This is a genomic window from Sphingomonas sp. TX0543 (assembly GCF_048565505.1).
In the GTDB taxonomy this organism is placed as follows: Bacteria; Pseudomonadota; Alphaproteobacteria; order Sphingomonadales; family Sphingomonadaceae; genus Sphingomonas.
On record NZ_JBLZUS010000004.1, the window covers coordinates 38,708 to 61,903 of the forward strand.

Genomic DNA, 23,196 nt, shown 5'->3' on the forward strand with positions numbered 1-23,196 from the left:
CGTAAGATGAAAATCATCCAGATTACGGATTTGCACCTTGTTCCCAAAGGGCGAAGTCTGTTCGAAAACGATCCCGGCGTGCGGCTTGAGGCCTGCATCGCCGATATCGCTGCCAACCACGCTGATGCCGACTTGTGTGTCATTACCGGCGACCTGGCCCATCATGGCGAGCACGGCGCATACATCCGCCTGCGAGAAGCGCTAGAAGCGCTGCCGGTGCCCGTCCGCCTGGTTATCGGCAATCACGACGCCCGTGACGAGTTTCTCCAGGTGTTTCCCGAAGAGCCAACCGACGCAGATGGTTTCGTTCAGTCTTTCATCGACACCGACGCCGGGCGCCTCCTGTTCCTCGACACCAAGAAGGCGACCGGGCACGCAGGCGCCTATTGCGCAAAGCGACAGGCATGGCTGAAGGCGCGGCTTGAAGAGGCAGCGGGTCGTCCATGCTACCTGTTCATGCATCACCATCCGCTGCCCGTGAACCTGCGCGCGGTCGACGAGATCATGCTCGAGGATCCGGACGCCTTTGCAAAGGTGCTTGAAGGACACGATATCCGGCACATCTTCTTCGGCCACGTGCACCGGCCGATCGCAGGGAGCTGGCGCGGCATTCCCTTCACTACCCTGCGCGGCCTCAACCACCAACTCTGGCTCGACTTCACCATCGAGCGCGGCATCCCCTGCAGCATGGAGCCGCCGGCCTATGCCATCGCATTCCTGCAAGGCGGAGCCGTCATCGTTCACACCCACGACTTTCTCGATGCCAGCCCGAAGTACATGTACGATCCAGACCTCCCCGTGGAGCAGCAGGTCGTTCGTATGGCGCCGCGCGAGACCCGCATCACGGACAACGCCCAGTGACTGTCACCCAACTCCCCGATCCGGTGCTCCAGCGCACCAACGAGTTCACGTCGGCGGAAGCTGTGTCGACGAGCCAGTTGCCCTTCCTTGATCTGTCACTCCTGTATGGCAGCCAGGAGGACCGTCAGCAGCTGGTCGGCGAATTGCGCGAGATCCTTTTCGATCATGGCTTTTTCTATCTTCGTGGTCACGGCGTCAGGCCCGACCTCATCTCGCAGGCCCTGACGGCATCGAGGATGTTCTTTGCCTTGCCGCGCGAGGCCAAGCTCGAAATCGACATCGTCAAATCGGCCCAATTCCGCGGCTACACCCGTATCGGCGGTGAACTGACCGGCGGCCGACAGGATTGGCGCGAGCAGGTCGATTTCGACCGCGAGGAGGACTTCGCCGAGATTGGTCCGGACACGCCCGCATGGAAGCGGACGATTGGCCCTAACCAGTGGCCCTCGGCAATGCCCAGCCTGAAGCCGATCATCACGACGTACCAGGCCGAAGTGACCCGCGTCGCGATCGATTTGCTGAAAGCCATCGCACTTGCTCTCGGGCAACCGGAAGGTGCTTTCGAGCCGCTCTACAAATCGGCTCCGCGTCAGCACCTGAAGATCGTTCGCTATCCCGGCCGTGATGTGGCCCGCTCTGAACAGGGCGTCGGGGCGCACAAGGACGGCGGTCTCGTGACGATCCTGCTCCAGGACAGCACCGAGGGTCTCCGTGTCCAGCGCCAGGATGGCAGCTGGGTCGAAGCACCACCGATCCCGGGCACCTTTGTCGTGAACACCGGGGAATTGCTCGAGCTTGCAACGGATGGTTTCGTGCGCGCAGACGTCCATGCAGCGGTGACACCGCCTTCCGGAATCGTTCGGTACTCCATCCCGTTCTTTCTTGGTGCCAGCCACGAAGGACATATCCCTCTCATCGACCTCCCGCCCGAACTCAAGGCGGTCGCCCGCGGCGTGAGCTCTGACCCGGCCAACCCGCTGTTCCGCAGCGTCGGTGAGAACCACCTGAAGTCGCGTATCCGTTCGCATCCCGATGTTGCGCGGGCCCATTACGGTGACCTGATCGATCCCGATGCCGCCACAAGCGCTAAGGCAACGCAAACCCATGGGGTTAATGATGTCTAGACATCTAGGTTCAATCACGCTTTCGTTTGCATTCGCAGAGACGCTGAATGCAAGTTGTCTCCCTAAGAGCCCGAGCGGAAAGTAGTTGAGCGATATCAGCAGGATGTGATTCACCGTCGTTGTCGAGACGAATGGAGAAGCACATGGCCTGGACTGATACCGCCCGGCGGCAGCATATGCGCAATGGGCCGGGCTACCCAAGCGATTTACGCGACGGGGAATGGGCGCTGATCGAGCCTTTGTTGCCACCGGCTCGCAGTGGTGGGCGGCCGCGGACAACGCGCCTGCGCGCGGTGATGGACGCGATCTTGTACATAGCGTCGAGCGGTTGTGCATGGCGCATGTTGCCCAAATGCTTTCCACCGATCTCGACAGTGCGCGGTTATTTCTACGGCTGGCGGGACAGTGGCCTGCTCACGACAATCAACCATCTTCTGGCGATGACAGCGCGCCAGCAGGTTGGCCGGGAGGCGAGCCCGACGGCGGGCGTGATCGACAGCCAGTCGGTCAAAACGACGGAAAGCGGCGGCGTTTCCGGCTACGATGCGGGCAAGAAGATCAAGGGCCGCAAGCGGCACATCCTCACCGACACCTGCGGATTTTTGATCTTCATCCTCGTCCATGCCGCCGACATCCAGGATCGCGATGGCGCGCCCGATGTCCTCAAAGCCGTCCGCTTCCGGTTCCCCTGGCTGCGGCACGTCTTCGCCGATGGCGGCTATGCAGGCAGCAAACTCAAGGACGCGCTCAAGGGCCACGGCAGGTGGACGCTCGAAATCATCAAGCGATCGGATACCGCCAAAGGCTTCGAGATCTTGCCGCGCCGATGGGTGGTCGAACGCACATTCGCATGGCTGGGCCGGTGCCGCCGTCTGGCCAAAGACTGGGAGCGATCCATCGAAAGCTCCACCGCATGGGCCACCGTGGCCAGCATCCGCATGCTCACCCGCAGGATCGCAACATTCTCAAACCATTGAGAAACTTTTGAATCGGGCTCTAAGGTCTCGAAAGGCCCCTTGAATGGCTGATCTGCTCACAAACGCCCAACTGGTTCTGGCCGACCGCGTCGTCACGGGCAGCATCCGCCTTGACGGCGCGCAAATCGCTGCCGTCGAACCAGAGGCGACACTCGCAGTCCCGGGCGAAGACCTGGAAGGCGACTTCTTGCTGCCGGGGCTGATCGACCTTCACACCGACAATATCGAGCGCCACTTCCGTCCGCGCCCTCGCGTGACCTGGCCGTTCCCGATCGGATCGGTTCTGACGCACGACTGGGAACTCCTCGGCGCCGGTATCACCACGGTTGTCGATTCACTCGCGCTCGGCGACTACGATGGCGATGGTGCCCGTGCAGCCATGCTTGACGGAGCGATCAGCAGTCTGAAAGCGGCGCGCGACGCCGGCTTGCTGAAGGCTGAGCACTACCTTCACTTGCGCTGCGAGCTTGCCGATCCCGGTGTCCTCGAGTTTGCGAGAGGCAGGCTGGCAGACCCAACCGTCCGCCTCATCAGCCTCATGGATCACACGCCCGGCCAGCGCCAATGGCGCAACCTGGACATCTACCGCGAATACTACCGCAAAAAGCATGCGCGGGTCTGGAATGATGAAGAGTTTGCAGCGCATCTCGAAGTCTGCCGGAACAACCAGCAGACCCATACCCCCCGTAGCCGCGATGCAATCCTTGCAGAGGCTGCCCTTCATGGCCTGCCCCTGGCGAGCCATGACGATACCACTGTCGAGGATGTCGACCAGTCGCACACGTACGGCGTGGGTATCTGCGAGTTTCCGACCACGCTCGAAGCGGCCCAGCGCGCTCACGATCATGGGATGAAGAACGTCATGGGCGCGCCAAACGTCGTTCTTGGCAAGTCCCACTCGGGCAATGTCAGCGCAATCGAACTTGCGCACGCCGGTCTCGTCGACATCCTTAGCTCGGACTATGTGCCCTCGAGCATGCTGCAGGCCATCTTCAAGCTGGCTGGCATGGGCTTCGACCTGGCCAAGGTGGTCGCGATGGGCTCGCTGGCACCCGCACAGGCGCTTCGTTTCGACGATCGCGGCTCCATCGCTCCTAGCCTTCGTGCCGATCTTTTGCGCGTCCGGGTGGTCGATGGCCTGCCAGTGATCCGAAACATCTGGATCGGTGGCCGACGCATCCTGTGATCCGTGGGAGCAGGACTCCCAGCACTTCCTTTCTCGATGGAATTCTCAACGATGGAAAACGCCCTACCTCAAGGGACCGGTGCGGATACCGCGCGCGCGGATTGGATCGGCATCCTCTCGCGCGCCCGTGCCGACGACGTGGAAAATCTGGCCGCTGCTCATCTTGCCGACGTGGATTTCGAATGGCTTCGCGCTCCGCACGTCGGACTGGTCATGGTCCGCGGCCGGGCCGGTGGCACCGGCGCGCAGTTCAACCTTGGCGAAATGACGGTCACGCGTTGCTCGGTGCGCCTGCCCGACGGGGCTGTCGGACACGGCTATGCTTCGGGCCGCAGCCGCAGGCAGGCGGAACTGGCTGCTCTGCTTGATGCACGCCTTCAGCAGCATGAGTTGCAAGCGACCTTGCTCGAACAGGTGATCGAGCCGCTGCGCAAGGTCGAAAGCGACCGTCGCCTTCTCGCGAGCCGCAAGGCCGCAGCAACCAAAGTCGAGTTCTTCACGATGGTTCGCGGAGACAACCTGTCATGACACAGCACGCCTTCACCCCGCCCGCAAGTGCAAGCCTCCTGCCAGGCTTCGCCGATCCGGTCTTCGACTCCCAGGCGACATTCCGCGCGATCATGACGGCGACCGCCTATCCGGGGCGCGTCATCACGCTCGATCAGAACCAGCAAGCTCCCGAGCCGCTCTCCAGCGCGACCGGCGCACTGGCGCTGACATTGCTCGATGGCGAAACCTCCGTTTGGCTCGCTCCGTCGGCTGCGGGAGAAGCAGTCAGGACCTGGCTTGGGTTCCACACGGGAGTCCCGGTCAGTGGGGAGGCCGACGTTGCGCGGTTTGCGGTCGTTTCCGATCCTTCTGAAATGCCCGGCCTGACCGCCTTTGCTCAGGGGACTGACGAATATCCTGATCGTTCGACGACCCTGATTATCCAGGTCTCCTCACTCGATCAGGGGCCGCCACGGACCTGGCGCGGGCCGGGTATCAAGGGGGAGCGATCGGTCGCCATCGATGGCCTGCCGGACAGCTTCTGGTCGGACTGGGATCTCAACCGGGAGCTCTATCCCGCCGGCGTCGACATCTTCTTCACATGCGGCAGCGCGATGGTCGGTCTGCCGCGTACCATTACCGTGGAGATCTGACATGGCTTATGTGGCCGTAAAGGGTGGCGAGCAGGCCATCCGCAACTCCCACCGGCTGATCGCCGAAACCCGCCGGGGTTCCCCTGACGTCAACGAACTTGGCCTCGACCAGATCAGCGAGCAGCTCGATCTCGCGGTCGACCGAGTAATGACGGAAGGCTCCATCTACGACCGCGAACTCGCGGCGCTCGCGCTGAAGCAGGCGCGAGGCGATACGGTCGAGGCGGTATTCCTGTTGCGCGCATACCGCACGACCCTGCCGCGTATCGCGACCTCGGAAGCGGTCGATACAGCGGCAATGGCCGTCCGACGTCGCGTGTCTGCGATCTTCAAGGATATCCCCGGCGGCCAGGTGCTGGGACCAACCTACGACTACACCCACCGTCTGCTGGACTTCGCACTCGCCGCCGAGGGTGATCCGGAAACAGCTGTCCTTGCCGATGAACCGCTCGATCAGGTTGTCCCGCGGGTAATCGACGTGCTGGACGGGGAAGGCATCATCGAGCCGGAAATCCCGGTGCCTCAGGATGACGTCTTCGATCTGACACGCGAACCGATGTCGTTCCCCGCTGGCCGCGACCAACGCCTTCAGAGCCTCGCACGCGCTGATGAGGGCATGCTGCTCGGCCTCGCCTATTCGACGATGCGAGGATACGGCAACGCTCACCCCTTCGTCGGCGAGATGCGCCTTGGCGAAATTCTGGTCGAGATCGTGCCGGAGGAGCTTGGCTTCCCGGTGGCGGTAGCCGAAGTCACCGTGACCGAATGCCAGATGGTCAACCAGTTCCAGGGCAGCGAGACTGTCCCTCCGCAGTTTTCACGCGGTTACGGTCTCGCTTTCGGCCACTGCGAACGCAAAGCCATGTCCATGGCTCTGGTAGACCGGGCCCTGCGGGCCCCTGAATTCGGCGAGAGCGTCCGCTACCCGGCGCAGGACGAGGAATTCGTCCTTTCGCATGCCGACAACGTCGAGGCGAGCGGCTTCGTATCGCACCTGAAGCTGCCCCACTATGTTGACTTCCAGGCTGAGATCCAGCTGGTCCGCCAACTGCGCGCCGAGCGCGACGCCGCGCGAACCAGCACCAGCGAAAACAAGGAACCGGCGCAATGACCGCGCGCACCCACGAAATCGAAGGCGAAGGCTACAACTTCGCCTACCTCGATGAACAGACAAAGCGAATGATCCGACGTTCGCTGATAAAAGCTCTCTCCATTCCCGGCTACCAGGTGCCGTTCGGAGGGCGCGAGATGCCGCTCGCCTATGGCTGGGGTACGGGCGGCATGCAGATCACCGCCGCAGTGATCGGTCCTGAAGACCGCCTGAAGGTTATCGACCAGGGCGCTGACGATACCGTGAATGCGGTGTCGATCCGACGCTTCTTCGAGACCGTCACCGACGTTGCCGTCACCGACAAGGTCGATGAAGCAACCATCGTTCAGACCCGCCACCGCATCCCGGAAACGCCGCTGCGCGAAGAGCAGCTCATCGTCTACCAGGTTCCGCAGCCCGAGCCACTGCGCATGATCGAGCCTCGCGAGACCGAAGTGCGCAAGATGCACGCCTACGCAGAATATGGCGCCATGCAGGTCACCCTGTTCGAGGATATTGCCCACTACGGGCGTATCACGCGCAGCTACGACTACCCTACGATCGCAAATGGCCGCCATCTCATGGCACCGTCACCCATTCCCAAGTTCGACAATCCGAAAATGGAAATGAACCCGGCGATCCAGCTGTTCGGCGCTGGTCGCGAACGCCGCATCTACGCGGTCCCGCCTTACACCTCGGTCCGAAGCCTCGATTTCGACGACTATCCCTTCGAGGTGCAGCAGTGGGAGGGAAGCTGCTCGCTCTGCGGCTCCTCCGAAAGCTATCTCGATGAGATCATCACCGACGACAAGGGCTCACGCATGTTCGTGTGTTCGGACACCGATTTCTGCAACGAACGTCAGGCGCGTCAGACCGATATGCCTGTTTCCATCGAGGAGAACGTACGATGACCGGTGCAGCTGAACACAAGCGCCGAGCGCTGTTCGAAGTCTCCAATCTTTCGAAGTCCTACGGCGGCCAGATCGGGTGCGAGGATATTTCCTTCGCCCTCTACCCCGGCGAAGTTCTCGGCATCGTCGGCGAGTCCGGCTCGGGCAAGTCCACTCTCCTGGGCTGCCTTTCCGGCCGCCTCACCCCCGATGCGGGGACGATCACCTACGATGTCAAGGACCGGGGCCCGACCGATGTGCTCGGGCTGTCCGAGCCAGAGCGTCGCCGTCTGGCCCGGACGGACTGGGGCATGGTCCACCAGCACGCGCGTGACGGTTTGCGCATGGACATCAGCGCGGGAGGCAACATCGGCGAACGGCTAATGGCGGTGGGCAATCGTCATTACGGCGACATCCGCGAGGAAGCGCAGGACTGGCTGACCAAGGTTGAGATCGACCTTTCCCGGACCAACGACAAGCCGATGTTCTTCTCCGGCGGCATGCAGCAGCGCCTGCAGATCGCCAGAAACCTCGTCACGCAGCCACGGCTCGTCTTCATGGACGAGCCAACCGGGGGCCTTGATGTTTCCGTGCAGGCTCGTCTGCTCGACCTCCTGCGCGGGCTTGTCCGGGAAATCGGGGTCGCTGTGATCCTGGTCACACATGACCTTGCGGTCGTTCGCCTGCTTGCCGATCGACTGATGGTGATGCAGCGTGGCCGGGTCATCGAGCAGGGGCTGACCGATCAGGTCCTCGACGATCCCCACCATCCGTACACCCAGCTGCTCGTTTCATCTGTGCTTCAGGCCTGAGGAGATCACCACCATGAGCGTCCTGCTCCAGGCCCGTGGCCTTACCAAGACTTTCACTCTTCACACCCAGGGCGGTGTGCAAATACCCGTTTTCAACGATGTCGCTTTCGACGTTTCTGCTGGCGAATGCGTTTGCCTCCACGGTCCTTCGGGCGCCGGCAAGTCGACCCTGCTGCGTTCCCTCTACGCGAATTACAAGCTCGACGCTGGCGAAATCCTGATCGCCGCCGACGATCGGGCGATCGACCTGGTGGCGGCGCAGCCTTGGGAAATCGTTGAGCTTCGCCGTCGTACGATCGGCTACGTCAGCCAGTTCCTGAGGGTGATCCCGCGCGTGTCCACTCTGGACGTCGTTACGGAGCCAGCGCGCGCGGCCGGTGTTGACAAGGACGAAGCGACCCGCCGGGCAAAATCGCTGCTCTCTCGGCTCAACATTCCCGAACGTCTCTGGTCGTTGGCACCAGCGACCTTCTCGGGAGGCGAGCAGCAGCGCGTGAACATTGCCCGCGGATTTGTCGTTGAGTACCCGGTCCTGCTTCTGGACGAGCCAACGGCATCGCTCGATGCCGCGAACCGCAAGACGGTCGCTGCGCTCATTCGCGAAGCCAAAGCACGCGGCGCTGCGGTGGTCGGGATCTTCCACGATGAGGAAGTGCGTGATGCCGTCGCCGATCGCCTGTTCGAGGTGGGTCAGGCGAGCAAGCGTCTTTCCGAGGTCGCGGCATGACGGTAGTCCAGCCCCGCTACGCGATCTACTTTACGCCGCCAGTGGACCACCCACTGACACAGGCCGCCGTCGCGTGGCTGGGCCGCGATGCTTTCGACCCCGCTAATACCCCCGCCATCGTCCATCGCGATGCCAGCCTTACGACCGAGCCCCGTCGATACGGTTTTCACGCAACGCTCAAGGCCCCGTTTCGACTGGCCCCTGAAGCGCGGATCGAGGATTTCGAAGCCGCCGTTGCACGGTTCGCAGCAACCCATCGCCCGTTCCCGGTTGTGCCACTTCGCCTGGAACAGATCGGTGGCTTCTACGCTCTCGTGCCCGATGCGCCTTGCCCCGCGTTAAACGACTTTGCTGGCGCAGTCGTCGGCGCCTTTGATGGCTTTCGCGCGCCACCGACGGATGATGAGCTTGCTCGGCGCAAGCAAGCTGATCTCGACGACGTTGAAACGGCCCATCTCGAACGCTGGGGCTATCCCTATGTGTTCGAGCGCTTTCGCTTCCATATGACGCTGTCGAACCGTGTCACCGGGGAGGAGGCGTCAAGCATTGAGCCGGAACTACGGGACCGGTTCGACGCTCTGGCGAGAAACGGGATACTCATCGATGCACTCGCCCTGTTCGAAGAGAGCGAGCCCGGGGCCGACTTTCACGTCCGATCCTATTTCCAGTTGGGAGCAGGCTTGCGAGACCTGGGCGCCTCCTACTGGTCGTCGGCCCCAGCGGCGTCGGCAAGGACACGCTGCTCGATTACGCGCGGACCAAGCTTGCCAGCGACCCGCGCATCCGTTTCGTACGTCGCGTCATCACACGAGCGGCTTCGCCGGGAGAGGATCATGAACCCATTGATGACCAGGCATTCGACCAACGCTCCGCGCGCGGGGAGTTTGCCCTTCAATGGGACGCCCATGGCCTGAGATATGGCATTCCAGCGGCGATAGAAGGTTGGCTGGCCCGCGGCGATACCGTGGTCGTCAACGGCTCGCGCCGCATCATCCGCGATGCACGCAGAGTCTATCCCTCACTCGAGGTTATCGGCATTAGCGCTTCTGAACAGGCCATCGCGGAGCGGCTCGCGCAACGCGGCCGGGAAGATGAGGCCGCGATCGGTGCGCGCCTCGCACGTAGCAGGACAATGGCCTTTGATGTCGGAGATGCCTTGATGATCGACAATTCGGGCGAAATCCCAGTGGCAGGCGAAGCGCTTGTCGCGGCTCTCGCTCGTCGAGAATGCCTTGATGGCGCGGTTCAAGAAGGCTGCAAGTCGTGAAGCGCTGGGAAGCGATTCGACTTTCACTCCTGCAGGACATGCGGGGCGGTGCCTTTTGCCCTGGCGACAAGCTGCCTGCCGATTCCGAACTTGCCGCCAGGTTCGGCGTGAACCGGCATACAGTCCGTCAGGCCATCCGCACCCTCGAAACGGAGGGGACGTGTTCTCGCTAAGTAGAGAAGTCACAATCTGCGCCATATAGAAATGTCACAGGTTGGGGAACAGCAGGGGCTGCGTGGAGCCATCGACACAGCGCAGCGCAGACCCTGCTGATGCGCTGACCTTGGGGTAGTAGACCCATGGACCCGCTGCCCTGCAGTGGGCCCGGTCATATCCTCTGCAGGAAGCTGAGCGTACCGCGTTCGCGCAACGCCTCATCACTGAGCCTGGGACCGCGCTTGAGCTTCGAGCCACCCAGTTTGCGGCGGTCGATCTTTGGCGGCGGTTCCGGTTCGGGGAACAGATGCATGGGCTGGTCACGGCGGGCTGGGGCGTCGTTGTTGCGCTTGCGGTGATGCGGCATGATTGCCTGCATCTGTTTGGCCAGCAACAACGCCGCATCCAGATGCTTGTTCTCGACAATGGCAGGCTGGTTCACCTGCCGCATCTTGTCGAACTGACGATAGGGCAGGACATGACCCTCATGCTCGATCTCCAGTCGGCCGTCGGGATATTCACAAACCGTCACCCGCTTGCGCGCCAGATTCAGGCTGACATCGTTTGGCTCTAGAATGAACATCGCCTTGTTGTAATGCAGCGTCAGCGCCGCCGTCACGGTCCGCTGCTCACGCCAGACCATGATCGCGCGCAGATCGTCATGCGGGGCGAGGGGGCGGTGCAGATCGCGGGCATCGAAGGCTGGGCGGGCAAACCGCGCATTGTGCCTGGTCCTATAGCTATCGAGAAAGGCGTTGGCGTCCTCGATCGACGAGATACCCTCCAATCGCATCGCTTTCACCAGGCGGTCCTGTAAAGTGGCGTTGGCCCTCTCGACGCGGCCCTTGGCCTGCGGCGAGTTGGCGCAGATGATCTCGATGTTCAGCGCATCCAGCGCACGGCCAAAATGCGTCATGCCATCCCCGCGTGCCGCACTGGCTTTGGCATTACGGAAAACACTGTGCTTGTCGGAATAGAACGCCACCGGCTTGCCGTGTCGCTCGATGTACGCGCGGGTCGCCTCCATATAGGCAAAGGTGCTCTCGCTCTCGACCATCTGGAGGTGCATCAGCTCGCTGGTCGCGTCGTCAATATAGACGAGAAGCGTGCATTGCGGCCCGCGATCCTCAAACCACCAGTGCTTCGAGCCGTCGATCTGGATCAGTTCACCGCGACAGTCCCGGCGATAGCGCGGCTGATATGGGCGAGGACGGCGAGCCTGACGATCCTTCCAAATCCCGGCCTCGATCATCATCTGCCGCAGCTTCTCACGCGAGATCCGGAGATCATGCCGCTCGGCCAGATACTCCGCAGCCAGGGTAGGCCCAAAATCATGATAATGGGTCCGAACCAGTGCGACAATCTGATCTCTGATAGCATCATCCAAGCGCCGGTTGCTTGGTCGACCACGGCGGCGCGACAATAGCCCGGATGATCCATCGTCAAGGTAACGCGTCAACAGTCGATGGGCGTGGCGGCGGCTGACGCTCATCAGCCTCGCTGCCTCGGTAACGGTCATGCGACCTGAAACCACATGCATCAGCGTCTCAACCCGCGAAAGCTCCTCGGTACTCATACGCAACACCGCCATGCTCAATACCTCCGAACAGCCGGAGGGCACGGTAGCCCAAGTGAGACATCTCTACTTTGCGCGACTGTGACATTTGAACGTTGCTGCTACAATCTGCCAGTTCGATAACATAGATTATGTAAAATCGTGCCGTCCCGTACGCCGTCACGCAGCCTCAGTATATACCCGACTTCAAGTCGCTGTTGCGTGCTCGTCGATGGCTTTCTCCGTCGCTCAACACTCGGCATTGCCGTCTGCAGATGCCATGATCAAGCCTGAGCACCGGCAGGAGGCGAGAAGTCGGGCGCCCGCGCCATGCAAGCGCCCGATTTCCCATTGGCTACTCTGAAAAGCCGATTCGCCTGAGATGTAGTCCTACATACCGTTCGAGAGATTGGTGTCGGGATCGTTGGTCCGCATATCCTCGGCCTTCTTGTCCCCCAGCTCGCGCGCCGCGTCGGCGCGGTTTTCCAGGCGATCCTCCGCAGCTTCTGTCGGCGCGTTGTCGGCCGCATCTTCGAGGTTGTCCGCGACGCGCTCGGCGTTCGCTTCGATGTTGTCGGCAGCCTGTTCGCGCGGACTGCTGTTGCAAGCCGCCAGCGACATCAGCGCGACCGCGGCCGTGCCCGCCAAGATCCTCTTCATCGTTCGTCTCCCGTGGTTGAACCTCGAAAAAATCGCCCGGCTGACTTCACTTCTTCGCGGCGTTGAACTCGGCGTGCCGATCCTAAAATTCTCCGCCGCGTCGGTTATTTAATCAGAAAGACTCGCGCGCAACATCCATGCATTCTGCTCATGGACGCCGATCCTAGCCACCAGCATATCGTGACTGAACAGGTCGCCAGCCTCGTCCGCCAGCTGCGCAAACTCGCTCATACGCCGCGCGACCTTCTCGTTATCGTCGACAAGCTCGGCGATCATCTCGCGAGTCGGCTTGTGGGGCGCATCATTGTCGATGACCGTCAGCTCGCGGAATGAGGCGTTACCCGTTGGGGCAAGTTTGCCCAGCGCCCTGATGCGCTCGGCGATCGCGTCGGCCGCTTCGTGGAGCTCCTGATACTGCGCCTCGGTCATGTTGTGCAAACCGTAGAAGCTGGAACCCTGGACGTTCCAATGAACCCCGAGGGTCTTGGCATACAGGTATAGCTGTCGGCAGTCGCCTTGGTCAGTGCCTCGGCCACCTGATCGCGAGCGCTGCTCTCGACGCTGGTGTTCAGTGCCGTGCCATCGCTCTCGACGCGTTCGGCGCGTTTTGAACCCTTCTCCGACTTCGCCATGGGCCTACTCCTTCGATCAATTAACGACGGTCACGAGGACGGCGGGACAATCGTCCCGCCGCCTCGATCACTTCTTCTTGGGCGCGCGCTTCGGTGCGGCAGCGGCTGCGGTATCCTCGTCCTCGTCGGGGCTGTCCACGCCCGCCTCAGTCAGCGCTTCACCCAGGGCCTTCAGCTTGTCCTGCCACTTATCGGCCTTCTCGGCGATCTTCGTCGTGGCGGTGCCAAGGCGGTGGACAAGCGCATGGACCCGATCGGCGTCCGGCTCGGACTTCTCGAGCTGCTTGCGAAGCGACGTCAGATCACGCAAGATGCCCTTCGCACCCGGAACATCGACGTCTGCCAGCGCGGCTTCCCAATCCTCGATCATATCAACACCCTTTGGCGGGCTTGGTATCTTCGAGTCCGCGGTTGATCGCGTTCATCGTCCCTGCGAACTTCACTGCCATTTTATTGATCCTCTTAAAACTTGACCGTGTGCGACGGTGGGGCAGGCATCAGGCCTGGGTCTGTGTCGGACTATCGCTGGGCGCGTCGCCCGGGGCTGCGGGTTCCTCTACCGGCTGCTAATCGGGAACTTCCGGATCATCGATCGACGGCGCAACGGGATTATCCGGCCCGGGCAAACTGCCCGGCTGGTTGTCCGGCCGGGGTGCGCCATCGGGATCATGGAGGGACGGGAGCGTAGGGATCGGGAGGAAGGGTAGCCATCAGGATATCCTTTGAAGATTACTTGCTGTTGACGTCATTGCCCGCTGTCGGCGTCGTCACCGGGTCCACCATACGATCGAGCTTGGCGACTGAAATGGGTCCGGGCGATCGGACATCGTCGGCATGCGAGAACAGCCAACGACCAATTAGACCGGCGAGCACGGCACCGACCAGCGGCGCGACCCAGAACACCCAAAGCTGAGCAAGAGCGGTGCCTCCCATCATCAAGGCAGGGCCGGTACTGCGCGCAGGATTGACCGACGTGTTGGTCACCGGGATCGAGAGGAGGTGGATCAGGGTCAGCGCCAAACCGATCGCCAGAGGCGCGAATGCCGCTGGCGACCGTTCGTCGGTCGCGCCCAGGATGACCATCAGGAAAGCTGCCGTCAGCACCGTCTCGACGACCAGCGCAATGACCAACGGATATCCTTTGGGGGATGCATCGCCGTACCCGTTCGTCACAAATCCTCCGAGATCGAACCCGGGCATGCTGCGGGCGATCATGAGAAGGAGCAGCGAAGCGACGATCGCGCCGACGAGTTGGGCCGCCACGTAAGCGGGAATCTCACGCGCCGGGAAGCGGCCTGCGGCGGTCAAGCCGACTGTAACCGCAGGATTGAAATGTCCCCCGGAAATCGCGCCAATGGCGAACGCCATGGTGAACACGGTAAGGCCGAACGCCAGCGCGACGCCGAGAACGCCGACACCGCCCTCCCCGGTCGCGAGCACGGCGGTGCCGCACCCACCGAGCACGAGCCAGAATGTGCCGAACGCCTCCGCCGTCATGCGCTTGGACATGCGCGCGCGTGGAGGGTGCACGACCGCGTCAGTCATATGCGGACCTCGGCGAAGCGCGTTAGCGAGGTGTCAGGCCTTAGGCATCCAGTCGTTCATTGGTGACGATCCCCGTTCTATGTAAAATGCCTATGCACGGCAGGATGCATAACCAGAGTGTAAGCGGCGGGTTCCGTTCAGGCACGAAAGAACCGCTCGCGCACGGACTCTAGAGATGACGATGGCTTGGCTGCGTTGGCCTCAAATAATTCAGCCCGGCCTCGCGCGTGCGGACCGGGCTGAAAAGTCACGTCGGCAACGCGTATCGGCGTCGCTAAGGTTCTGGTGTTAGCGTTCCATGCTATGCTTCAGGTCGCGCATCTGATCGTGGCCTTCCTGCACCGACTGGTTGGCCTTGGCGATTGCCGCCCGCACCTCCGGCGACAGATCCTCCTTCGCCAACGCATCGTCGAACTTCGCCTTGATATGGTCTTCGCCCCGCTCGACCTCGTCGATGATCGCCTTGTCGTCCTGCCCCGTGACCTTGGCCTTGAGGTCGAGGAACATGCGGTGGGCTCCGGCAAGCACGGTCCCGTCATCTTCGGGATCGCCGCCCAAACGGCGGACTTCCGCCTGAAGGTCGCTCACGACCTCGCGGCGTTCACGAGCACGATCCGAGAACACGCTGCCGTAGCGAGGATTTTCGATATCGCCCGCGGCTTCAGTATAGCCATCCACGCTGTCGAGGGTGGTGGCGATCAGCCTGTTGAGGACGCTGATATCATTGTCACGGTCTGCCATTGGGTACTCCTTCGTTGGTGAGAGGTGCGAACGCTCGGGTTCGTTCGATGTTACCTGTGCCGAGAGTTTTAAGCCGTTGCTGCGCCGAGTGCTTGCGCCCCGACCGATTTTATAGGCGGCGACTGCGCCGACGATGGCCACCGCCGCCTTGCCGGGCTTGCCGTTGCGCAGCAGGAGCAGCCCCGCGGCACACAACGCACCCTCGACCCAGGCCGGGCCGTAGGTCGGGGGAGCGCGTGTCCCGAACTTGTCGGGCGCCCTCGCCCGTCGATCGTCACCTGACGGGTCTGGCGTTCGCCCGTGCGGCGAATCGCTGAGAGGAGAGGTGGATGGCTGCGCCTCTGCCCCCCGCCCTCGACCTGACGTTCGAGCTCGGCATTCAACTCGGCGCCCAGCAGAAAGACGAACGCCGACAGCCACAGCCAGGTGAGCATCACAATCACCGCGCTCAGCGAACCATAGGTCGCGCCATAGTTGCCGAAATTCGACACATAGACGCCAAAGCCGGCGGTTCCGACCAGCCACAGCACGGTGGCAGCCAGCGATCCCGGCGACAGCCAGACCCATGACGGTTTGCGGCGGTCCGGTCCGAAGCGATACAGGATCGCGGCAGCCGTCACGACGAATGCTCCCAAAAGGGCGTAACCTGTGACCCTGATGAGTGTGAGAAGAACGTCCGAAGCGCGCGGAACCAGGCTTTCGAGAAATCCGAGAAGCGTTGTCGATGCGATCGCCAGGAAGATCAGGAACACACCGCCGGCGACCAGCGCGAAATACAGGAGGTTGACGCGGAAGAACCCGCGCCGCTCGGTCTCGCCATAAGCGACGTTGAGCGCTGTCACGATCGCCGACGCGCCTTTGGTGGCGCCATAGAAGGCGAGCGCGATCGCAATGATCAGGCCGAGACCCTGCTTGCCCTTCGAGGTCTCGACAACGGTCACGAGTTGTTCGGTGATGATGGTGGCCGCCTCGCGCGGCACTGCGGCGAACACGTGCTCGACGTTACTGCGAACCGTCTCGGGCTCGGCGAAGAGACCGTAGCTGAGGACAACCGCGCCGAGCAGCGGGACGATCGCGGCGAATGCATAGAAGGCGATACCGGCGGCGATGAGGCCGATATTGTCCTTGCCGGTCTCTTCCCAGGTTCGGCGGAGCACGGCCAGCCAGCCTTCGGTCGGGATCGCGAACGGCGACCGCGCTCCAGTACCGGCCTTGTCGTTCCCGATCGTCATGCCGCGCCTGCCGATAATCGAGGGTTAAGCCGCCGCAATGTCTCAGCGGAGCGGTGGAGGGCTTTGCGCTCCTCTTCGTCGAGATCGAGCTCGATGATCCGCTCGATCCCGTTCTTGCCGAGCACGCACGGTTTGCCGAGGCACACGTCGGTCAGACCATATTCACCATCAAGGACCGTGGAGACCGCGAGAACCGCGTGCTCATTGCGCAGTACGGCTTCGCAGATCCGCTGGACGCACAGGCCGATGGCATATTCGGTATGCCCCTTGCGACGAACGACCTCGGGTGCCGCGCGACGAACACGCTCGAGCATCCGATCAAGGTCCCGTGCCTCTCCGCTGTCCGAGTGTCGGAGGAGAGGCACGCCGGCGATGCGTGCACCGCTCCATACGGCGACTTCGGAATCCCCATGTTCGCCGATGATATAGGCATCGACCCCGCGCGGCTCGATATCGAATGCTTCGGCGAGCATCCCGCGCAATCTGGCGGTATCGACCAACGTCCCGGTCCCGACAACCTGGCCTGTCGGGAGCCCCGATTCCTCGAGCGCGACCTGGACGAGCAGGTCGACCGGGTTGGTTGCCATGACGATCACGCCGTCGAACCCCTCCTTCTTGAGCTTGCCGACGATCTCACGCACGATCGGTGCGTTGGCGTCGAGGAGATCGAGCCGCGAGGTGTCGCCGCCGCCTGTGGCCTTTCCGGCAGCGATGACCACTACGGAGCTGGATGCGGCGTCAGCGTAGCTGCCGTTGATGACGTTGATGGGAGACTTCATCGGGACCGCGACCGCGTGTTCGAGGTCCATGACCTCGCCTTCGGTCCTTTCGCGGTCTCGGCCGACCAGCACGAGTTCGCGGATGAAGCTGCTCTGGATGAGCGCGTAGGCGCTCGCCATCCCGACCCGCCCGCAGCCGATGATGTAGACCCGGTTGTCGTGCGTTGCGGAGGCGGAATGATCGTTCATTGTGAGGCTTTCGTTTCATCGAATAAAGGCGGGTGCAGGGAGCGGGACCACGCGAGCCGTCAGTGCAGCGGCGCGCGACGGTGGACGATGAGCTGCTTGAGGCCGAAAACGATCACACCCGCGACCAGGACGAAGCCGGCGTCGACCGCCAATCGCACCCCGCTGGCGGCCGCCAGATCCAGACGCCCCATCGCCAGGGCTATGCCAGCCACCGACGCTGCTTCGATCAGCCGCATAGCGACCAGTGCGCCCGCGATCACGCTTCGGCGGTATGAGGCCTGGATGAGTACGCCGGCAAAAGCCCCGGCAAGCGCGATCGTCAAAAGCTCCGGCGAAGGATGGATCGTATGCTTGAGGACGTCGCCCTCGAGGAAGGCTGACGATTGGACGCCGCCGAAGTTGGAAAGCAGTAGCCATGTCGCCCCTGCGGCAGCCGCCAGAACCGCGTAGCCGGTGAGCGTCGCCAGCATGCCGGCACGGGCTACTTCGGCCCGTCTCAGCACCATGCCCAACGGCAGTTTCGCCAGGGGCTCGAATCCGGGAGCGATGATCGCGGACGCGACATATGCCACTGCCGCGATCGCGGGCTCGGTGAACGCTCCGGCGGCGCCGATAACGCCGCCAAGCGCCATCAGAAGCAGGAAATTTGCGGTGAGGCGTCCCTGATGCCGGAGACCGGTTTCGAGCTCCTCCCATATCGCCTCGTCGACGTCGGCGTCGATCTGCTTCTGGTTTTCGGGGTCGCTGATGCTCGCGACCTCCGCCGTTAAGACCGTGAACGGCGTATCGCCGCCGATCGTCGCCACGGCGCGCATCACATCGTCGGTTGCACGATTGAGGGCGTGGACGGTCACCACGTCGCCGACGGGTTTGATCGAAGCGCCGTGCTGCCACGTCAGCACGACTACCCCTTCGAGCTGGCTCAGCGCGGCGATCAGCTGCTCGCCGCGGTGCGAGGGCACGGTAATGTCGATGACACGATGCACGATTATTCCTTGGCCGGATAAGGGTGATTTTCGACGCGACATCGCAGGCGTTGCGCTCTTGAATCGTATGCGTCCGCAAGGCGTCGGTGGGCGATAACTGCCTCGACGCTCCGGCTAAGGCGCGCTGCCCGCTTTTCCGCGTGCGCACGGCTTTCGCAGTAGCCGAGCTCGCGCTCGATCGCGGCAGCTTCGCAATCATCGGGTGTTTCCATATCGCGCCATTCCGGTGTCAAAGCAGTAGGGGTAAGATGGGGCCCGGGAGCGCGTGCCCCCGGGTCCCGATCAAGTTGCTACGCGCGACCTCTCCGGGCCTTCAGGTACAGTCCCGGGCGATCGACCCGTGAACATCATTTGCCGCGAATGGCGTCTGCACGGTCTTCGGCCGCGCCGGCCTTCTGCTCGGCATCCCGACGGACCTTCTTGGCTCGTTCCTCGAGCGCATCGGCTTCCCGATCGGCCGTACTGCGTATCGCGTCCGCGCGGTCCTCGGCGGCATCGGCGTTCGCTTCGATCGCCGCGTTCGCGCTTTCTGCCGCACGATCCTGCGCCTCTCCCGCCGTTTCTGCCGGGCCGCTGACCAACGTATCTTCGCCGGAGACGACGCCGGCATTGGCGTCCGCCTGCTCTCCGGCGTTTTCGCAACGGCCGTCACAGCCCGCCAGCAGGATGCCGACAGCCAACAGCGATTTGCTCATCCAGCGGGTCATGCCTGCGTGTCCTGTTCGCGCGGAGCGATCGGCGACGCAGGGGCGACCGGTACGGTAGAGGGCGCAGCAGGCCGGTTCGCCTCATCCTCTGCCTTGCCCAGCAGCCTCTGAACGATCCTGCCGGCTTGATCGCGCCCGCCAAGGCCAAAAGCGAGTGCGAACGCCACCGCGATCGCCCCGAGAATGAGGCCGAACGCCAGATTGATGATGTCGTCCGCCAAACCCATGAAGCGCAACCCGATAGCTGTGCCCAGGACGATGATCGCCACCTTTGTGAGCGAAGCGGTAAAGTCGGCACCGGCCCCGCCGCTTGCCTTAATCGTCGTCGAGATCAGGCGTGCGATTGCGACGGCTGCGGCGATGATGATCGCACCGAAGACCACCTGACCGAAGAGCGTCAGCACCTCCGCCATGATCCGCGAACCATAGGCGAAATTGAGCTGCCGGAACGCCTCCATCAGGCCGAAGATGACAATGGCGATGAAGACGCCCGACCCGATCATCTTCGTCGGGGTGAGCGTCGCACCCGCCTTGACGGATACCTGCTCGGCGCCGGTGACGCCGTCGACGGAAGCATCGCTCCGGGGAAACAGGCCCAGGGAGTTGATCGCCTTGTCAACGCCGGTCGAGCCCAGGAAGGACGTGATCAGCTGCGAAGCGAATTTGCCGAGGTAGTAGGCAAGCGTGATGATGATGCCTGCCGCGATCACATGCGGAATGGCGTCGAGAATGATCCGCAGCATGGCAGTCGCCGGCTGCGAGATGGCGGCGATATTGAGTGTGTCGAGCGCCGCGATCGCCACTGGAATGATGATCAGCGCAAACACGACGCTACCGACCGCGCCCGGCAAGGCGCTCGGGTCGGCGGGCGGCATGCTGCCGACGTGCGCCGACAATCGTTCGACATGGCTCGCGGTGATGACGGCTTCGACCGCCTTCTTCGCCACGCTTGCCAGGATATACCCGAGAAAAAGGATCAGACCGGCGCCGATGATCCGCGGGACGGCATTGCCGAAGCCGTTCAGCATTTCGGCAAGCGGACCCGTCGCGCTAGCGAGGCCGAGCGGTTGCGCTGCAAGGAAGAAGGCAACCAGCAAAACGACCCAGAACGCAGCATCCCCGACCTGCGCACCGATCGTCGACTGATCGCGTGGCGGATGGTTGGGTTGATTGGCGCGCCGCGCCAGCGGGGTCCGATTGATGAGGTTCGCGACGCCCCATTTGACAGCGCGTGCAACCAGCCATCCGATCAGAAGAATGACCAGCGCGCCGATAATGCGCGGCCCCCATTCCTGCGCGTACATCCAGACTTGGTTCGTAAAGTCGCGGGTCCCGTCGATCACGGTTCCCCCCGCATATCGCACATCGTTCATATCAACCTCCCTGAACCCCGGCCGCTTCCCTCAACGCACCCCAAGATGCGGCCGCTTTCGTGACTTCCAGGGGTATTTTGACATCGTTGACCTGAGCGCCCGCGCGGATCAGGTCATTGGCCGTCAGGCGCCCGGCCTGCGACTGACTTAAAGCTTGTGCGGCGCGCCCGAGTTGTCGGAGCTGGCCCAGCGACAGGCGCGACTGCAGGCGAGCTCCCATGCATCGCGCCGAACCTTCGCTTAGTCCGTATTCTCCAAGCCCGGTCGCTATTCGTGTCGAAGGGCTGGCACAGGAAGCGAGCAGAACAGCCCCGGCGACAGGCATCGCCGTGCCGCCTAGCGCTCTCCATGCCGATCGAACCATGCCGCTATCGCCCCGTTATGTATTCAACCGTTCATTAACGGTTTTTCACATGGCGCGTTCCCGCGGAGGTTTCTTTGTCGAAATTGATCGACGTGTAGGGCGGCGCGTTGAGCATGCAGCTAGAGAGGAGCTTTTAATTGGCTGACGATCCCGGAGATCGCGAGAACGGTGCGGCTCGTTTGAGCAGCAACTACCTTCTCGATCGGGTTCCTCCCGATGAGCGGGCGCGGATGGACGATCGTCTGAAGCCCGTGCTGCTGGAAGCCGGACAGGTATTGTACGAGCCCGGGCAACCGCTCACTCACGTCTTTCTGCCGCTGACCGGCATGATCTCGCTGGTCGCGGTCATGAGCGACGGTCGAACCGCTGAGGGAATGACGATCGGGCGTGAGGGAGCCGCAGGATTGAGTGCGAGCGGCTATGTCGACGACGCTTTCAACCGCTACGTCGTTCAACTCCCCGGCAGCGGCTACCGGGTCAAAGCGGAAGATTTCGAAGATCTGGTCAACGAGAGCGTTGCATTCTGTTCGGCCGTTACTCGCTGGCGCGAGGTCATGGTGCGAATGTCACTGCAGTCGGTTGCCTGCAACGCGCTTCACACCGTTCGCCAGCGCCTCGCGCGCTGGATCCTGACCACCCACGACCGGACCGAGACCGACAGGCTGCCCTTGAAGCAGGAATTCCTTGCCGAAATGCTCGGGGTCAAGCGAAACGCAGTCAACATCGTTGCCCGCGAGTTTCTCTCGACCGGAGCGATAGAGTATAAACGCGGCAAGATCTCGGTGATCAATCCCGACCTACTGCGGGAGGAATCCTGCGAATGTTACGCACTCATCCGGGGTGAGATATCGAAACTGTTCACGCAGCCACCGAGCAGTGAGTGCGAAGACTGACCTCTGGTGCGGCGATCGCGAGCATGGTCTTGGTGTGATATGGACGCGGTCAGGTCGCTGAGACGCTTGGAACCGATTATTTGTCCGCCGTCTGCCCGTCAAGCGCTCGAAGCGCGTTGTGAATCGCCGTTGCCGCTTTCGCCGCGTGACCTATCGCCACGCTGATCTGATCGAGACCGGCCACGACATCGCCCGCAGCGTAGCAACCGGGTAGATTGCTGCCCTGATCCTCGTCGGTGGCAATGCACCGACAGTCGCTCAACGCGACCCACAGATCGACGGCCAGCGCATTGTTGATGTCCGAGCCGAGCGCCGGATACACGGTGTCCACGACTAAGGTGCCGGCACCGTGTTCCAGAGTGATAATGACATCATCTCCCGACCCGAAGTCGATCGAGGCCAGCGGCGCACCGGCGAGCGCGATCCCGGCCTCTTGGAGCGCCTGTCGGTCCCGTTCGTCGAGGTCCACGGTCCGCTCTGCCAGCAACGTGATCTTTGACGAATATGTCCTGAGAAAAAGCGCCTCGGCGACGCCGTGTTCGTCGGCGCCGATTACGGCGATGCGCGTGTCGGTGACCTCGAAACCGTCACGGATCGGGCAGTAGCGCAACTTACCGCTTTCCAGTGCCCGCCTGTGCGTGGCGGGATCGATCTGCGGACTGCGATTGACCACACCTGTCGCGAGCAAGGTCATACGCGCGTCCAGCGTGCGGTTCACTGTCGATACGAGGACCCATCTCCCTTCCGCTCCAATGCCGTTGCGCGCTCATGATGCAGCACCACGCCATAGCGCTCGGCCTGCGCGCGCATCCGCACGAGCAGCTCGTTCCCGCCGATCCCTTCCGGGAAGCCGGGATGATTATGCGATTTGGGAATCCAGCTTGCACGGCTGTTGCCGTCATCAAATACAACGACGTCGCGACGGAACCGTGCGCGATAAATGGCGGCGGTCAGGCCTGCCGGTCCGCCGCCGATGATCACGCAGGCAATCATTCGGGAGCATCGCCGGATCTGAGGTCCCACGATCTGAAGCCAGCGTCGCGTGCACGCTTGGCATCAGCGACGCAGTGTTCCGCTGGCGGGTTCGATCGGATCCGCCCCCGTAACCAGATGCCACCCTTTGCGGATTGCGTATTGAACGCCCCACCCAAGTGCGTAGGTCGCGACGATGGGCGCCAGTCCCCGGATCGCCGTTTCGGCGACGGTGCCGATGATAGCGCCCCTGATCCCGCTGTCGCCGTCACCGCGGTCGATTGCAGCGCCTATAAGCGCGCCGAGAAGATTTGCCATGTCCCGTCCTTTCGCAGG

At 62.6% G+C, this 23,196-nt stretch carries 28 protein-coding genes and 1 pseudogene; 14 read left to right on the forward strand and 15 right to left on the reverse strand.

Features of this window, described 5'->3' with window-relative positions; translation table 11 throughout:
* The first annotated feature begins 6 nt into the window (after window positions 1-6).
* The 13 genes and pseudogenes from ACM61V_RS19750 to ACM61V_RS19810 all read left to right on the forward strand — a co-directional run bounded on the left by ACM61V_RS19750 (window position 7) and on the right by ACM61V_RS19810 (window position 10,249).
* Complete coding sequence (locus ACM61V_RS19750; RefSeq protein ID WP_124811530.1) at window positions 7-861, forward strand: phosphodiesterase; 855 nt, start codon at window positions 7-9, stop codon at window positions 859-861.
* A gap of 23 nt (window positions 862-884) precedes the next feature.
* Window positions 885-1,985 (forward strand): isopenicillin N synthase family dioxygenase, encoded by a 1,101-nt coding sequence (locus ACM61V_RS19755; RefSeq protein WP_419713683.1) that lies wholly within the window; start codon window positions 885-887, stop codon window positions 1,983-1,985.
* A 143-nt stretch (window positions 1,986-2,128) separates the two neighbouring features.
* A complete protein-coding gene (locus ACM61V_RS19760; RefSeq protein ID WP_198356566.1) occupies window positions 2,129-2,962 on the forward strand; it encodes an IS5 family transposase in 834 nt (277 codons plus the stop codon).
* Window positions 2,963-3,005: 43 nt separating this feature from the next.
* On the forward strand, window positions 3,006-4,148 hold the full coding sequence (locus ACM61V_RS19765; RefSeq protein WP_124811486.1) for an alpha-D-ribose 1-methylphosphonate 5-triphosphate diphosphatase: 1,143 nt from the start codon (window positions 3,006-3,008) through the stop codon (window positions 4,146-4,148).
* A 51-nt stretch (window positions 4,149-4,199) separates the two neighbouring features.
* Window positions 4,200-4,676 (forward strand): phosphonate C-P lyase system protein PhnG, encoded by a 477-nt coding sequence (gene phnG, locus ACM61V_RS19770; protein ID WP_124811485.1) that lies wholly within the window; start codon window positions 4,200-4,202, stop codon window positions 4,674-4,676.
* Window positions 4,673-5,290, forward strand: a complete 618-nt coding sequence (gene phnH / locus ACM61V_RS19775; RefSeq protein ID WP_124811484.1) for a phosphonate C-P lyase system protein PhnH — start codon at window positions 4,673-4,675, stop codon at window positions 5,288-5,290. Before phnG ends, phnH begins: the two co-directional genes overlap by 4 nt.
* A gap of 1 nt (window position 5,291) precedes the next feature.
* Window positions 5,292-6,401 (forward strand): carbon-phosphorus lyase complex subunit PhnI, encoded by a 1,110-nt coding sequence (locus tag ACM61V_RS19780; RefSeq protein WP_124811483.1) that lies wholly within the window; start codon window positions 5,292-5,294, stop codon window positions 6,399-6,401.
* Window positions 6,398-7,291, forward strand: coding sequence for an alpha-D-ribose 1-methylphosphonate 5-phosphate C-P-lyase PhnJ (locus ACM61V_RS19785; RefSeq protein ID WP_124811482.1), 894 nt, complete (start codon window positions 6,398-6,400; stop codon window positions 7,289-7,291). The genes ACM61V_RS19780 and ACM61V_RS19785 overlap by 4 nt, the downstream gene beginning before the upstream one ends.
* A complete protein-coding gene (gene phnK / locus ACM61V_RS19790; protein ID WP_124811481.1) occupies window positions 7,288-8,082 on the forward strand; it encodes a phosphonate C-P lyase system protein PhnK in 795 nt (264 codons plus the stop codon). The genes ACM61V_RS19785 and phnK overlap by 4 nt, the downstream gene beginning before the upstream one ends.
* Window positions 8,083-8,095: 13 nt before the next feature.
* Window positions 8,096-8,809, forward strand: a complete 714-nt coding sequence (gene phnL / locus ACM61V_RS19795) for a phosphonate C-P lyase system protein PhnL (RefSeq protein ID WP_124811480.1) — start codon at window positions 8,096-8,098, stop codon at window positions 8,807-8,809.
* Window positions 8,806-9,471, forward strand: a pseudogene (locus tag ACM61V_RS19800) (DUF1045 domain-containing protein); the annotation flags it as partial. The gene phnL and the pseudogene ACM61V_RS19800, both read left to right, overlap by 4 nt.
* A 77-nt stretch (window positions 9,472-9,548) precedes the next feature.
* A complete protein-coding gene (gene phnN / locus ACM61V_RS19805; RefSeq protein WP_419714706.1) occupies window positions 9,549-10,076 on the forward strand; it encodes a phosphonate metabolism protein/1,5-bisphosphokinase (PRPP-forming) PhnN in 528 nt (175 codons plus the stop codon).
* Entirely contained in the window at window positions 10,073-10,249 is a 177-nt protein-coding gene (locus ACM61V_RS19810) for a GntR family transcriptional regulator (protein ID WP_223806904.1), read from the forward strand. Before phnN ends, ACM61V_RS19810 begins: the two co-directional genes overlap by 4 nt.
* Window positions 10,250-10,404: 155 nt before the next feature.
* On the opposite strand, the gene ACM61V_RS19815 is transcribed toward ACM61V_RS19810, so the two are convergent.
* From ACM61V_RS19815 to ACM61V_RS19870, 12 genes are all read right to left on the reverse strand, one after another.
* On the reverse strand, window positions 10,405-11,823 hold the full coding sequence (locus ACM61V_RS19815; protein ID WP_226019824.1) for an ISNCY family transposase: 1,419 nt from the start codon (window positions 11,821-11,823) through the stop codon (window positions 10,405-10,407).
* Between the two features lie 354 nt (window positions 11,824-12,177).
* Window positions 12,178-12,447 carry a hypothetical protein gene (locus ACM61V_RS19820; protein WP_147037478.1) on the reverse strand — a complete coding sequence of 90 codons (270 nt, stop codon included), beginning with the start codon at window positions 12,445-12,447 and terminating at the stop codon, window positions 12,178-12,180.
* A gap of 108 nt (window positions 12,448-12,555) precedes the next feature.
* Window positions 12,556-12,942 (reverse strand): Dps family protein, encoded by a 387-nt coding sequence (locus ACM61V_RS19825; RefSeq protein ID WP_244305324.1) that lies wholly within the window; start codon window positions 12,940-12,942, stop codon window positions 12,556-12,558.
* A complete protein-coding gene (locus ACM61V_RS19830; RefSeq protein WP_244305322.1) occupies window positions 12,873-13,079 on the reverse strand; it encodes a hypothetical protein in 207 nt (68 codons plus the stop codon). The genes ACM61V_RS19825 and ACM61V_RS19830 overlap by 70 nt, the downstream gene beginning before the upstream one ends.
* A gap of 67 nt (window positions 13,080-13,146) precedes the next feature.
* The gene (locus tag ACM61V_RS19835) at window positions 13,147-13,449 is read right to left on the reverse strand and encodes a hypothetical protein (protein WP_419714594.1); all 303 of its coding nucleotides are present in this window, start codon (window positions 13,447-13,449) and stop codon (window positions 13,147-13,149) included.
* Window positions 13,450-13,808: 359 nt separating this feature from the next.
* A complete protein-coding gene (gene aqpZ / locus ACM61V_RS19840; protein WP_147036707.1) occupies window positions 13,809-14,624 on the reverse strand; it encodes an aquaporin Z in 816 nt (271 codons plus the stop codon).
* 288 nt (window positions 14,625-14,912) lie between these two features.
* Window positions 14,913-15,506 carry a PA2169 family four-helix-bundle protein gene (locus tag ACM61V_RS19845; protein WP_419714595.1) on the reverse strand — a complete coding sequence of 198 codons (594 nt, stop codon included), beginning with the start codon at window positions 15,504-15,506 and terminating at the stop codon, window positions 14,913-14,915.
* Window positions 15,434-16,597, reverse strand: coding sequence for a YihY/virulence factor BrkB family protein (locus ACM61V_RS19850; RefSeq protein ID WP_419714596.1), 1,164 nt, complete (start codon window positions 16,595-16,597; stop codon window positions 15,434-15,436). Before ACM61V_RS19850 ends, ACM61V_RS19845 begins: the two co-directional genes overlap by 73 nt.
* On the reverse strand, window positions 16,594-17,565 hold the full coding sequence (locus ACM61V_RS19855; protein ID WP_147036709.1) for an L-lactate dehydrogenase: 972 nt from the start codon (window positions 17,563-17,565) through the stop codon (window positions 16,594-16,596). The genes ACM61V_RS19850 and ACM61V_RS19855 overlap by 4 nt, the downstream gene beginning before the upstream one ends.
* 59 nt (window positions 17,566-17,624) lie before the next feature.
* Entirely contained in the window at window positions 17,625-18,551 is a 927-nt protein-coding gene (locus ACM61V_RS19860) for a DUF389 domain-containing protein (RefSeq protein ID WP_167509765.1), read from the reverse strand.
* 347 nt (window positions 18,552-18,898) lie between these two features.
* A complete protein-coding gene (locus ACM61V_RS19865; RefSeq protein WP_147036711.1) occupies window positions 18,899-19,258 on the reverse strand; it encodes a hypothetical protein in 360 nt (119 codons plus the stop codon).
* Entirely contained in the window at window positions 19,255-20,631 is a 1,377-nt protein-coding gene (locus ACM61V_RS19870; protein ID WP_147036712.1) for a mechanosensitive ion channel, read from the reverse strand. Before ACM61V_RS19870 ends, ACM61V_RS19865 begins: the two co-directional genes overlap by 4 nt.
* 501 nt (window positions 20,632-21,132) lie before the next feature.
* On the opposite strand from ACM61V_RS19870, the gene ACM61V_RS19875 reads away from it, so the two are divergent.
* Window positions 21,133-21,888 (forward strand): Crp/Fnr family transcriptional regulator, encoded by a 756-nt coding sequence (locus ACM61V_RS19875; RefSeq protein WP_244305153.1) that lies wholly within the window; start codon window positions 21,133-21,135, stop codon window positions 21,886-21,888.
* 76 nt (window positions 21,889-21,964) lie between these two features.
* Here ACM61V_RS19875 and ACM61V_RS19880 read toward each other — a convergent pair whose 3' ends face one another.
* The 3 genes from ACM61V_RS19880 to ACM61V_RS19890 form a co-directional block, all read right to left on the reverse strand.
* Window positions 21,965-22,582, reverse strand: coding sequence for an NAD(P)/FAD-dependent oxidoreductase (locus tag ACM61V_RS19880; RefSeq protein ID WP_244305155.1), 618 nt, complete (start codon window positions 22,580-22,582; stop codon window positions 21,965-21,967).
* A gap of 20 nt (window positions 22,583-22,602) precedes the next feature.
* On the reverse strand, window positions 22,603-22,869 hold the full coding sequence (locus ACM61V_RS19885; protein WP_244305157.1) for an NAD(P)/FAD-dependent oxidoreductase: 267 nt from the start codon (window positions 22,867-22,869) through the stop codon (window positions 22,603-22,605).
* A gap of 75 nt (window positions 22,870-22,944) precedes the next feature.
* On the reverse strand, window positions 22,945-23,178 hold the full coding sequence (locus ACM61V_RS19890; protein WP_419714597.1) for a hypothetical protein: 234 nt from the start codon (window positions 23,176-23,178) through the stop codon (window positions 22,945-22,947).
* Window positions 23,179-23,196: the final 18 nt, after the last annotated feature.